General features: G+C 35.5%; 10 protein-coding genes. 7 read left to right on the top strand and 3 right to left on the bottom strand.

What is annotated here, in order from left to right; all coding sequences use genetic code 11:
- Positions 1-2 precede the first annotated feature (2 nt).
- Together bshC and PBT91_RS11975 are read left to right on the top strand one after the other, a co-directional pair.
- Positions 3-1,619: a bacillithiol biosynthesis cysteine-adding enzyme BshC gene (gene bshC / locus PBT91_RS11980; protein WP_270058699.1), complete on the top strand. Its 1,617-nt coding sequence runs from the start codon at positions 3-5 to the stop codon at positions 1,617-1,619.
- A 1-nt stretch (position 1,620) separates the two neighbouring features.
- The gene (locus tag PBT91_RS11975) at positions 1,621-2,985 is read left to right on the top strand and encodes a pyridoxal phosphate-dependent decarboxylase family protein (RefSeq protein ID WP_270061457.1); all 1,365 of its coding nucleotides are present in this window, start codon (positions 1,621-1,623) and stop codon (positions 2,983-2,985) included.
- A gap of 207 nt (positions 2,986-3,192) precedes the next feature.
- Here the strand turns inward: PBT91_RS11975 and PBT91_RS11970 are convergent, their stop codons facing one another.
- Both PBT91_RS11970 and PBT91_RS11965 read right to left on the bottom strand, forming a co-directional pair.
- Complete coding sequence (locus PBT91_RS11970; RefSeq protein WP_270058698.1) at positions 3,193-3,918, bottom strand: SIMPL domain-containing protein; 726 nt, start codon at positions 3,916-3,918, stop codon at positions 3,193-3,195.
- Positions 3,919-3,966: 48 nt separating this feature from the next.
- Positions 3,967-4,098: a hypothetical protein gene (locus PBT91_RS11965; RefSeq protein WP_270058697.1), complete on the bottom strand. Its 132-nt coding sequence runs from the start codon at positions 4,096-4,098 to the stop codon at positions 3,967-3,969.
- Positions 4,099-4,337: 239 nt separating this feature from the next.
- On the opposite strand from PBT91_RS11965, the gene guaA reads away from it, so the two are divergent.
- From guaA to PBT91_RS11940, 5 genes are all read left to right on the top strand, one after another.
- Positions 4,338-5,867, top strand: a complete 1,530-nt coding sequence (gene guaA / locus PBT91_RS11960; protein WP_270058696.1) for a glutamine-hydrolyzing GMP synthase — start codon at positions 4,338-4,340, stop codon at positions 5,865-5,867.
- 38 nt (positions 5,868-5,905) lie between these two features.
- Entirely contained in the window at positions 5,906-7,924 is a 2,019-nt protein-coding gene (locus PBT91_RS11955) for a LysM peptidoglycan-binding domain-containing protein (RefSeq protein WP_270058695.1), read from the top strand.
- Complete coding sequence (locus tag PBT91_RS11950; protein ID WP_270058694.1) at positions 7,884-8,285, top strand: OsmC family protein; 402 nt, start codon at positions 7,884-7,886, stop codon at positions 8,283-8,285. Before PBT91_RS11955 ends, PBT91_RS11950 begins: the two co-directional genes overlap by 41 nt.
- Positions 8,286-8,400: 115 nt before the next feature.
- Complete coding sequence (locus PBT91_RS11945; RefSeq protein WP_270058693.1) at positions 8,401-8,661, top strand: hypothetical protein; 261 nt, start codon at positions 8,401-8,403, stop codon at positions 8,659-8,661.
- 164 nt (positions 8,662-8,825) lie between these two features.
- Entirely contained in the window at positions 8,826-11,549 is a 2,724-nt protein-coding gene (locus tag PBT91_RS11940) for a hypothetical protein (protein WP_270058692.1), read from the top strand.
- On the opposite strand, the gene PBT91_RS11935 is transcribed toward PBT91_RS11940, so the two are convergent.
- The gene (locus PBT91_RS11935) at positions 11,536-12,489 is read right to left on the bottom strand and encodes an NAD(P)H-dependent flavin oxidoreductase (RefSeq protein WP_270058691.1); all 954 of its coding nucleotides are present in this window, start codon (positions 12,487-12,489) and stop codon (positions 11,536-11,538) included. The two genes, PBT91_RS11940 and PBT91_RS11935, sit on opposite strands and share 14 nt — an antisense overlap.
- Positions 12,490-12,502: the final 13 nt, after the last annotated feature.

Here is a 12,502-nt window from a genome sequence, read left to right as displayed (position 1 = left end):
CTATGCCTACCGATTGTATTTCGTATTCCGAAACCAATTATTTCTCCAAACTTATTTTGGATTATCTGGATCAAAAGGAAGAGTTAGCTTCTTTTTATAATCGCTTTCCAGAGATTGGAAATTTTAAAGCTCAGATTAAAGAAAAGCAACAAGCTTTTTCTGCTGAAAACAGGGAGGTTTTAGTAGAAAGCCTGAAAAAGCAATACGATGGTTTCGAAATTTCAGAATCTACTTTGGCCAATATCGAAGCGCTTTCTAAGGATACTACGTTTACAATTACTACCGGGCATCAATTAAATCTTTTTACAGGTCCGCTTTACTTTTTATATAAGATCATTTCTGTAATCAATCTTACGAAAATCCTTAAAAAGGAGCATCCAGAATATGATTTTGTGCCGATTTACTGGATGGCGACAGAAGATCATGATTTTGCTGAAATTAATTACTTCAATTTAAACGGAAAGAAATTTCAGTGGAATTCAGAAGAAAAAGGAGCTGGGATCGATGCCGTTGGGTATTTATCTACTGAAGGTCTCGATGAAGTTTTCGAACTTTTTTCCGCAGAAATAGGAGGTGGGCAAGATGCCGAATATCTAAAATCATTATTTAAAAAAGCATACTTAGAACATACAAATTTAACGGAAGCGACACGTTATCTGGCCAATGGGCTATTTAAGGAATATGGTCTGGTAATTATGGGAGCGCAACAACGGGAGTTAAAAAAGTTGTTTATTCCTTATGCTAAAAATGAATTGTTAGAGCAACGTTCTATTGAAAACACGAAAAATAAAGTTGAGGATTTGTCGAATCTTGGCTATAATGTTCAGGTAAATCCTCGCGAGATCAATTTATTTTATCTGAATAATGGCTATCGAGAACGTATTATAAAACGGGATGATAAATTTTACGTTCATGAAAAGCAGATTGAATGGACTAAGGATGAAATCTTAGCTGAGTTGGAGGAATATCCACAACATTTTAGCCCGAATGTGATGATGCGCCCGCTTTTTCAGGAAGTGATTTTGCCCAATTTATGCTATATCGGCGGTGGCGGAGAATTAGCATACTGGTTGGAGCTGAAAGATTATTTTGAAGCCGAAAATGTGCCTTTCCCAATGCTTTTATTACGAAATTCGGCATTAATCCAAACCGAAAAGCAAAGAGAAAAGCGAGAAAAGCTAGCTATTTCGAACAAAGAACTTTTTCTTCAGCAACACGAACTTATTAATCGAAAGGTTCGAAAAATATCGAATATTGATATCGATTTTAGTAAACAAAAAGAACACTTAGTGAATCAGTTTCAGGAAATGTATGATTTAGCTGAAAAAACAGATAAATCTTTTCTTGGAGCGGTAAAAGCTCAGGAAGTAAAACAACTAAAAGGCTTAGATCATCTTGAAAAACGCTTATTGAAAGCACAAAAGCGGAAGTTGAAAGATGAGGTAAGTAGAATTGCAGATTTACAAAATCAATTATTTCCTAATCGAAATTTACAGGAACGGCAAACCAATTTTTCTGAAGTTTATTCCACCTATGGGCAGGAACTTCTAGAAAAACTTTTTGCTGAACTAAACCCATTAGAACAACATTTTAAAATTATCACTTTTGGAACAAAATAAAATGCATACGATAGATATGGACTTGGTCGAAATGACTTTAGATGTCATGAAATATACCATAGATCGTATCTCGAATATTACTCCAGAGCTTGGATCTCCAAAGAAAGAATCAGAATTATTAGAGATGGTTGGAGAGACCATCACTCCAGAAGGTATTGGCGGAGAAAATGCTTTTAAAATGTTTAAAGATGTGTTGGTAAAAGCCTGCGTGCCTATCGATCATCCAAGACATTTAGCGTTTGTGCCTGCCGCACCAACCAGAGCAGCAATTATGTTTGATTTGGTAACATCGGCTTCTAGTATCCACGGAGCGTACTGGATGGAAGGTGCAGGAGGAATATTCTGTGAAAATCAAGCCATGAAGTGGATGGTTTCTTTAACTGGTCTTCCAGAAACTGCATTTGGTGTATTTACCAGTGGAGGAACCGCGGCAAATTTATCTGCGATGGTTGCTGCTAGAGAAGAATGGAGAAGAAGATCTTCAGATAACGTAAGTGTTCGTGGTTTACTTCTTACCTCAGATGGTGCCCATAGTTCAGTACAAGCAATGGCAAAAGTTATTGATGCCGATGTGGTAATGATCGATAATCATGATGATAAACTTACTGGAGAAGCGCTTCAGAATGCCATTAAAGAACTTGAAGAAAAAGATAGAAAACGACTTTTCGCAGTCGTAGCAACTGGCGGAACGACCAACGCCGGAATTATAGATGAACTGGACTCTATTGCAGATGTTTGCGAGCAGGAAAATGTTTGGTTTCATGTAGATTGTGCTTATGGTGGCGGAGCACTTGCTGCAAATTCGGTTAGGCATTTATTTAACGGAATTGAAAAAGCAGATAGTATTACGATCGATCCCCATAAGTGGTTATTCTCACCTTATGATTGTGGAGCAGTAATTTATAAAAATTTAGAGCATGCTAAAAACGCTCATTCTCAAAAAGGAGCTTATTTAGAAATCTTTAAAGATGAAGGAGCGCAAGGATTTAATCCTGCAGATTATCAAATCCAGTTAACGCGCCGTGTGCGAGGAATGCCTTTATGGTTTTCTTTGGCAATGCACGGAACCGATAAATATAGACAAGCAGTAGAAAGAGGAATTGAACTTGCTCAAATAGCTGCTAAAAAGATAGAAGCTATCGATCATGTTGAGCTTGTAAGACCATCAAGTTTATCTGTGGTGTTATTTAGAAGAAAAGGTTGGTCGCCAGAGCAGTATCGAGATTGGACGTATAAGAATCACAATTCTGGTTTTGCCTTAGTTACCCCGACAAAATGGAAAAAAGAAACGATAGCTCGTTTTTGCTTTATCAATCCAGATACTACGGAAGACGATATCGATAAGATATTAGAATCGATGAAGTAATTTATAGATTGAAATTTTATAAAGTAAAAAGCTGAAAGCTCATGATTGAGCTTTCAGCTTTTTTTATTTGAGAGCTCAATTGGAGAATTAAGCTTAATATTTTAAACAAACTCAATAATCTTAAATCTAATATTGAAGTTTATATATTCTGAATTTGAATTCAGAATATAAATCGAACTACTCAATACTAGTTCTAACTAGTTCTAATTAGTCAATCTCGTATTCCAGCCTCATCGTAATACTGGCAGTTTTCTTTTTGTCAGCGGTATTATAAGCTCCGCTCCAGCTGTAATCTTCGCCACTATTTTGCCCTGTAATTTGGAAGACACCCATATCTGCACTTTTTAGATCGCCTAGAGTTTCTCCTGAATTTGATGCTATTCGCTCGGCTCTTAACCTGGCATCTTCAGTAGCTTTAGAAATCATCTCAATCTTTAAATCGGCTATTTTAGTGTAGTAATACCTAGGTGGAGTAGAATTAAACTGAACACCTTTATTCAATAATTCAGTAATTTCTCTGGAAACACCTTCAATTAATTCGACATTATTAGACTCGATTTTTACACTTTGCGTAAGTTGATAACCTTTAAAAATACTGCCTATATAATTCCCATTTTGGTATTGTTGTTCACGCTGTTCATTAGTTTGAACCGAGTTGAAAACAATATTTTCTTCTTTTATACCTTTTTCTATTAAATAATTTCGAACGGTAGTTTTATCTCTGTTCAGTTGATTGTAAGCCGTCTCAAGATTTTCGCTCATCTGGCTAAACTCTCCTTCCCAAACAATAAGATCTGAAGTGAAATTCTCACTACCAGCACCGGTAACAGATATGCTGCCATCTGGATTAGCTCTGCTCACATAAGCATCGCCCAAAAACCAGGCAGCAATAACAATAGCGATAGAAAAGATAATAGCACTTAAATATTTCATAGCACGTAAGTTTTATGCAATAAAATTAAGCTTTAATCTTTAGAATAATCACGATAATTGGCAAATAATAATTGCAATGCCTACAACACATACTACCGTCATAATGTAATACACCAATTCTAAAATTGATCGGGATGGATGTAGAGAGCTCATCATTTCTTCTTCTGTTCGATTAGTCATCTTGGGGAGATTTAGGTTAAGTTAAAATTAGGTTAAAACAAATTAAATGCAAAAAGTTTTAATCACCAAGGCATGGCTTCCAAAATAGCAGTTTCTTAATGTTATTAACCTTTAAAATACTTAGATAGGATTCTGTAAATTATTTCTATTAAATATGAGGTTAATTTGTTAGTAAAAAACTAAGTGTAAAATAATTGTAGATTGTATTTTATTTTTAGCTCAAATTCTTAATTTTGCGCATGCAAAATAACGTACTCATCTTAGACTTCGGTTCGCAGTACACGCAATTGATAGCAAGGCGTGTAAGAGAATTAAATATTTACTGCGAGATTCACCCATTTCATAAAGTTCCACAAGACCTTTCAGGCTTTAAAGCGGTTGTCCTTTCAGGAAGTCCGTTTTCAGTAAGAGCAGAAGATGCTCCACATCCCGATTTGTCTCAAATTAGAGGTAAATTACCGGTACTTGCTGTTTGTTATGGTGCTCAGTATTTAGCCCATTTTCATGGCGGTAAAGTAGAACCTTCTGAAACCAGAGAATATGGTAGAGCAAATCTTTCTGGAATTAAAGACGCCGAGCCACTTTTTGATAACATCAAGGAAAACTCTCAGGTTTGGATGAGCCATAGTGATACTATTAAAGAATTACCTGAGAATAGTATAAGGCTTGCAAGTACAACCGATGTTTTGAACGCGGCATATCGTATTGAAGGTGAAGAAACTTTTGCAATCCAGTTTCATCCTGAAGTTTATCACTCTACCGATGGTAAGCAATTATTAGAAAACTTTTTGGTGCACATCGCAGGTGTTGAACAAAGCTGGACGCCAGGTGCATTTGTAGATTTAACTGTAGGAGAGCTAAAAGAAAAGATTGGTGAAGACAAAGTTGTCTTAGGTCTTAGTGGAGGTGTAGATTCTACGGTAGCAGCAATGCTTTTACATAAAGCTATTGGTAAAAACCTTTACTGTATTTTTGTGAACAACGGTTTGCTTAGAAAAAATGAATTCGAAGATGTTCTTCACCAGTATAAAGACATGGGATTAAATGTAAAAGGAGTAGATTCTTCTGCACGTTTTCTTGATGCTTTAGCCGGAATAAGCGATCCTGAATTAAAAAGAAAAGCGATAGGAAACACTTTTATTGAAGTTTTTGATGATGAGGCTCATGAAATAAAGGATGTTACTTATTTAGCACAGGGAACAATTTATCCAGATGTAATTGAATCAATCTCGGTTAATGGTCCTTCAGTAACCATTAAATCGCATCACAACGTAGGTGGGTTGCCAGATTTTATGAAGTTGAAAGTGGTAGAGCCATTAAGAATGCTTTTTAAAGATGAAGTACGAAGAGTAGGAGCCGAGCTAGGTATAGATAAAACGCTTTTAGGACGCCATCCATTCCCTGGGCCAGGCTTAGCGATTAGAATTTTAGGTGATATTACTGCAGAGAAAGTAAGAATATTGCAGGAAGTAGACCACGTTTTTATCCAGGGGCTTAGAGATTGGGGTCTTTACGATAAAGTTTGGCAAGCAGGAGCAATTCTTTTACCGGTACAATCTGTAGGTGTAATGGGAGATGAGCGTACTTACGAGCAGGTGGTTGCTTTAAGAGCGGTAGAATCTACCGATGGTATGACGGCCGATTGGGTAAATTTACCTTACGAATTTTTACAAAAGACTTCTAATACAATAATAAATAGAGTAAAAGGCGTTAATAGGGTAGTGTACGATATTAGTTCTAAGCCACCAGCTACGATTGAATGGGAATAGAATTTGTATTGAACCTATAAAGCCAAAAATTCAACAAAATGAGATACCTTTTTTTTATTTGTTTTTTCTGTATAATAAGTATTTCTGCTTTTTCGCAGGAGTTTAAATATCATACAGTAAAAAAAGGAGAAACTGTTTACAGTATTTCCAAGGATTATGATATTTCTGAAGAGGATATTTACAAATATAATCCAGATGCAAAAAATGGTATCGAAGAATCTTCTAAGCTGGTAATTCCTATTGCAGAAAGAGATAAAGGTATGCCAGCTAAAGTTGGTACGTCTAGTTTAGAGCCGGTTGAATTCAAGCAGCATGAAGTAAAAAAGAAAGAAACGCTTTATAGCCTATCGCAGCAATACAATGTTGAAGTTGAAGCTATAAAACGATATAATAAGCAACTGTATTCAAAAGAATTACAGAAGGGCGAAACTATCCGAATTCCAGTTTTTAGAAAAATTGATCGCGTTATTGCCAAACCTGGCAATTCTTCAAAAGAAGAAATAAGGCAAAAATTTGACGAAAATGAGATAAGAGAGCATGTAGTTTTACCAAAGGAAACCAAATATGGCATTGCCAGAAAATACGGTCTTACTGTTAAAGAATTAGAAGCTCTAAATCCAACGGTCGATGTTTTGCAACCTGGTATTATGCTGAAGGTAGGAACTAATGTTTCTCCAGAGCCGGTAGTATTATTAGACAAGAAATTTGAGTTTTATGAAGTGAAGCCGCAGGAAACATTATTTGGTCTTGCACAACGCTTTCATGTCACTCAGGATTCTATTTTAGCTTTAAATCCTATCATAGAAAAAGAAGGTTTAGAGTGGGGAATGGTTTTAAAAGTACCTAATCCAGAAGAACAAGATCCAGATAATTGGGTAGAGCCAACTTTAACCAGTGCAGCAGAAGAATTACAAGGAAAAAAAATAAATTTGAAGGATTCCTTGTCTAACTTCAGTCCTAAGAATTTGGTCTTTATGCTTCCGTATAGTTTGGATAAAATTCGACGGGATTCCACTAATATTTATAAAGATGCGATTTTAGATGATCGTGTTTTAAGGATAAGCCTTGATTTTTATAGTGGTGCAAAAATGGCTATCGAAGATGCCAAGGAGTTGGGAATAAGTACTAACGTGAAAGTGTACGATAGTAAAAGGAGTGCTTCTGAGGTTGCCAATACAATAAATACCAATGATTTTAGCAATGTAGATGCTGTTATTGGCCCATTTTTACAAGCCACTACCGAGGCTGCCGCTCAGCGCTTAAAAAGAGAAAATATTCCTGTATTTACTCCACTTTCTGATAAAGAGATGCAGGGAGGGAATAATTTATTTATAGCCCGACCTACTAAAGAGACAATGCAAAATACGATGATCGATTATCTTCGAAAATTCGGACAAGATAAAAATATCGTCATCGTTGCAGATGCCAATGCGTATCAAACCAGAAATAGGCTTAATCAAATATTTCCTTCAGCAAGAATAATAAACGCCAGTAACGGCTATGTTTCTGAAGCTGAACTTAAAAAAGTGTTGCCACCAACTGCACAAAACTGGGTGATTTTAGAGTCAAGCAGCGTTGGTGTTATTAGCAGTACAGTTTCAGCTTTAAACCGACTTTTAAGAGACGAACTTGATATCACCTTATTCACTACAAACAAGAGTGATAGTTATGATAACGAAAGTATTTCTAATATAGATTTAGGCAAGTTATGTTTTCATTATCCCTCTTTAGATAAAGAATATGATCCAGAGCTATCGACAGAATTTCTAGAGAAATACAAAGATGAATTTGGGGTAACGCCTAATCAATATGCGGTAAGAGGTTATGATTTAACAATGGATGTTTTATTAAGGTTAACGGCATCTAAAGATATTTATTCTTCTTTCAAAGATTTAAAAGTGTTTACGGAATACAACGAAAATAAATTTTTATACGAACCACAACCAGGTGGTGGATTTAGAAATAAAGCCGTTTATATTCTTCAGATAAATCCAGACTTAACTTTACAAATAGCCGATGACAGCAAAAGTAACATACTTAGGGAATTTAAGGACTGAAGCAGAACATCTGCAAAGCAGTACTAAAATAATTACAGATGCTCCAGTAGATAATCATGGCCTGGGAGAATCTTTTTCACCAACAGATGCCGTAGCTACTGCACTAGCGACTTGCATGCTCACCATTATGGGAATAAAGGCCGAAGCAATGCAAATTTCTATTAAAGGAGCCACTGCGGAAGTTACCAAGACTATGGCTAGTGAACCTAGGCGTATTTCGAAAATAGAAGTTAAACTCACCTTAGCAGAAAATTTAGACGAAAAGGATAGAAAAATTTTACAGAATGCGGCTAAGACCTGTCCCGTGTTTTACAGTTTACATCCTGATATTGAAAAAGATATTCAGTTTATTTACGCATAATTTTGCTGCTCTTTTTTAGGTTTCACAGATTAAAATAAAACCATAAAATTTGCATTAGAATCAGGCTACTATATCATAGCTTGCATCTCTAAATTTATAAATAAAACCAAAGTTAATGGAAGTCTACAATCAACCAAAACAATCTAATTATATTTCACCAAAAAAATGGGCGCTTTATATTTTCGTAGCGGGTGTTCCGTTTATTGGTATCGTTATGTTGTTAGTTTGGGCATTTGGCGCTGATTTAAATCATACCCGTAGCAACTGGGCTAAAGGAATGTTATTGCTATATGCCATATTTATCATTTTAGCCATTATCTTTTTTGTTTTTCTTGGCGGAATGGCGATACTGGCCGGTGCCGGTTCACAATATTAATTTTCGCGTATCCCTGTTCAGTTAGGGATTTTACGCTAAAACTTCGATAGTAGTTTGGCAAAAAAAGTCAAAATTATTATCGAAGTTTTTTTTATTGCTGTTTTTAAATTGCTGAAATACTAGTCTTTATATTCTAATTTGTATATTTAGACTTTACCATTGCTATGCAATTAAAACAGTACTTCATTTTAGGTATCTGTCTAGCCTTGTTCAACCTACCCTTAATTGCTCAACAGGACAGAATAGTTTCAGATGCAGTGTATGCTGAAAAGATCTATTTACAAACCGATCGTGATCATTATTTAAAAGAAACCACTATTTGGTTTAAAGCTTTGGTGCTTAATAATATTGATCATAAACCATCAGAACGTTCTGGGGTTTTGCATGTAGATTTAATAGATCCGGAGCATCAAATTATAAGCCACAAATTATTGAAAATTGTAAATGGTTCAGGGCATAATTATTTTGACCTCCCACGCCAAATTTCAGAAGGACTCTATCAAATTCGAGCATATACCCAATGGAATCGCAATTTTGGGCAAGATTTTATGTATTCAAAATATATAAATGTTCATCCAAAATCTTCAAATAATGAAGAGATTATTACTAATGTTGAAATTGTCAAGAAAAAAGAAGGTGATTTTCTAAAAGCTATAATTCAACCTGAAAAATTAGATAGTTTACAGGGCCGAAAAATTTTTGTAGGTTTAAATTTTGACGGCAATAAGACAGATTCAATACAACTAAAGAAGAACAATGATCGTTTTGTTTTAGATTATGAACTTCTTGATGATCCATCATTTGTAAGTATCGAGCTATTTACTGAAAATGGATTTAACGCCAACAGAACGGTAAGTCTGGAAAAAGAGAAAATAGACTTACAATTTCTACCGGAAAGTGGAAAAATGTTAACCGATCACAAAAATGTCTTAGGAATAAAGGCTTTAGATTTTAAAGGCTATGGCCGCTATACAGAAGGAATTATACTAGATGAAGATCTTGACAGTATAACATCCTTTAAAACGAATGATTTGGGAATGGGAATGATTATTTTTCAACCTCAAAAAAATAAAGATTATATAGCCAAAATTACTAATACTGAAGGTAAGGTGGCAACTTATAAAGTTCCTAAGGCAGTTGAGAAGGGCGCTACACTTTCAGTGCGAAAAACGGGAAATCGTATAGGTTTTATTGCTACTACTACACAAACTACCGATTCCCTAAAAATTCGATGCAGTTTTAGAGGTTTAAATATGTTTTACATTAAAGGTAAAATTACCAATGGCCAATTTAAAACCTTTGTATCCTCAGACAAATTTCCTTCAGGGATAAACTGTTTTACACTTTTGGATGCAAATCAAAATCCAGTAGCAGAACGCTTATTTTTTAATGATTTATCTAAGGATGCAATTTCAATAGAAGTAATGGGCGATCAAAAAGAATATCACGCACGAGAAAAGACCAATCTTAGTATCGCAGTAAAAGATAAAAACGGAAATCCTGTGGAAGCAGAATTTTCGGTTTTATCTATAGCCAATGATCATTTGCGAAATAGTTATAAGAAACGGAATTCGATTTTGCCTTATTTTTATCTTACTTCTGAACTTCGAGGCGAGATTGAAGATCCTGGATTTTATTTTAATAGGGACGATGCTTACAGGTTTCGAGATATTGATGTTTTATTACTTACTCAGGGATGGCGAAATTATAAATACGACACAACTGCTGTTTCATTCGATTTTAATGTTGAACCTATTTTAACGATAGAAGGCCGGGTAAAAAGTGCTTTGTTCCAGAAGCCTAAAGAAAATGTGGAAATGTCGCTAATGTCTTTTGGAGATACTCCTATCCTTCAAACTAGTAAAACGGACAGTCTTGGTTATTTTTATTTCAATATTGACAATTTACAGGATAATTCTAATGAAGTTGTGATTCAGAGTAAAAAGAACGGCAGCAAGAGGAATTTTGATGTTGAGCTCATTCCAAATGAACCACCTTCAATTTCTTTTCAGGAACGTTTAAAAATCGAAAAGCCAGACAGTGTCTATTCTGAAATTATAAAGCATGAACGCCAAAACATGCAAAAAATAAATAGTTATGAGATCGCTGAAGGAATAACCGAATTGGATGAAGTTGTTTTGGAAGCTTATGATATGACTGAAGAACGACAGAAAACGGCAGATCTTGCCGGGAAACCAGATGTTGTGATAAAAGGAAGTGATATTCAGGAAAAAGAAAAAGGTTGGTCCTATGGTCTTTACAGTGTTTTATTGTTTAATTTTCCAGAAGATATACAAATTCAGCGTGATATCCAGGAACCTGGCGCAGCTTTGCGAGCAAAAGTTATGAGTGGCGCTGGTGTCACTATTATGATGATCGATGGGATAGTGGTGAATAACCTCAATTATCCATTGATTCCCAATATTCCGCCAAGTGAAGTTAAAAGTGTTGAAATTATCCGATTTGCTAATAACTTTTCAAGATTATATACCGAAGCTTATCCATACGCCAATCCCTTAGAAATTCCACCGCAGGGTGATGTCATTGCAATATATACACATGGTAAAAAAGGAATTTTTGGAGCACAAAAGCCTAAAGGTATTTTAAGAACATCGGTTAATGGTTTTGCAACATCAAAAACGTTTTATCAACCTAATTACCAAAATAAAGATCGGCTAGAAAGTGAGGAACCAGATCTTAGAACCGTGATTTATTGGAATCCTCAAGTAAAACATACAGGCGAAACTCCCGCAGAAATCTCATTTTACAATCCTGATGATGTGAAAGAAGTTTTAGTAATTATAGAAGTTATTACTGAAAATGGCCAAATTGGATATAAAGAATTTTTATATCCGGTAAAAGATAGGGATAAGGTTATTTCAAATTGATTTTAGACATATCGTTTTTGACCATTTCAAATTCTTCAATAATTTCGTTTACAATCTCGGCAGCCGGTTTAATGGTATTTATTAATCCTGAAATTTGACCAATTTCAAGTTCACCTTCTTCTAAATCACCTTCAAACATTCCTTTCTTTGCTCTGGCACGACCTAATAGTTGTTTTAAATCTTCTTTAGAAGCGTGTTCAGCATAAAGAGTTTCTATATCCTGAAAAAATTTATTTTTTAATAATCTTACCGGCGCAAGCTCTTTTAAGGTTAATTTGGTATCGCCTTCCTGCGCTTCAACAACCATTTCTTTGAAATTGATATGAGAAGAAGCTTCTTTTGAAGCTACAAATCTACTCCCAATCTGTACTGCATCGGCGCCTAAAACCATTGCTGCCAACATCCCGCGACCAGTTGCGATTCCACCTGCTGCGATAAGCGGAATCTCAATTTTTTCTTTTACCATCGGGATGAGCGTGAAGGTTGTAGTTTCATCTCTTCCATTATGGCCACCAGCTTCAAAACCTTCAGCAACAATAGCATCTACTCCAGCTTCCTGAGATTTCAATGCAAATTTTACGCTACTCACGACATGCACTACAACAATTCCGTTTTCCTGTAAATGTTTTGTCCAGGTTTTAGGATTTCCGGCAGAAGTAAAAACTATAGGAACTTTTTCTTCAACTATAATGCGCATAATCTCTTCAGCATTGGGGTAGAGAAGCGGCACATTAACGGCAAAAGGTTTATTTGTAGCTTTCTTATATTTTAGGATATGTTCTTTAAGAACTTCAGGATACATAGAACCTGCACCAATAATTCCCAATCCGCCAGCGTTGCTCACAGCACTAGCCAGTTTCCAGCCACTTGCCCAAACCATTCCGGCCTGGATAAGTGGATATTTTACTTTGAAAAGCTGAGTGATCCTATTTGTAGACATTGCAGGTTATTTT

The sequence above is a fragment of the Zunongwangia sp. HGR-M22 genome, assembly GCF_027594425.1.
GTDB lineage: Bacteria > Bacteroidota > Bacteroidia > Flavobacteriales > Flavobacteriaceae > Zunongwangia.
This window is presented reverse-complemented; position numbering and strand designations above follow the sequence as displayed.

Excerpts from the sequence above, each read along its gene's own strand:
- PBT91_RS11935 (WP_270058691.1), bottom strand. The coding sequence starts at position 12,489 with ATGTCTACAAATAGGATCACTCAGCTTTTCAAAGTAAAATATCCACTT.
- PBT91_RS11965 (WP_270058697.1), bottom strand. The coding sequence starts at position 4,098 with ATGACTAATCGAACAGAAGAAGAAATGATGAGCTCTCTACATCCATCC.
- PBT91_RS11950 (WP_270058694.1), top strand. The coding sequence starts at position 7,884 with ATGACAGCAAAAGTAACATACTTAGGGAATTTAAGGACTGAAGCAGAA.
- PBT91_RS11970 (WP_270058698.1), bottom strand. The coding sequence starts at position 3,918 with ATGAAATATTTAAGTGCTATTATCTTTTCTATCGCTATTGTTATTGCT.
- bshC (WP_270058699.1), top strand. The coding sequence starts at position 3 with ATGCCTACCGATTGTATTTCGTATTCCGAAACCAATTATTTCTCCAAA.
- PBT91_RS11955 (WP_270058695.1), top strand. The coding sequence starts at position 5,906 with ATGAGATACCTTTTTTTTATTTGTTTTTTCTGTATAATAAGTATTTCT.
- PBT91_RS11940 (WP_270058692.1), top strand. The coding sequence starts at position 8,826 with ATGCAATTAAAACAGTACTTCATTTTAGGTATCTGTCTAGCCTTGTTC.
- PBT91_RS11945 (WP_270058693.1), top strand. The coding sequence starts at position 8,401 with ATGGAAGTCTACAATCAACCAAAACAATCTAATTATATTTCACCAAAA.
- PBT91_RS11975 (WP_270061457.1), top strand. The coding sequence starts at position 1,621 with ATGCATACGATAGATATGGACTTGGTCGAAATGACTTTAGATGTCATG.
- guaA (WP_270058696.1), top strand. The coding sequence starts at position 4,338 with ATGCAAAATAACGTACTCATCTTAGACTTCGGTTCGCAGTACACGCAA.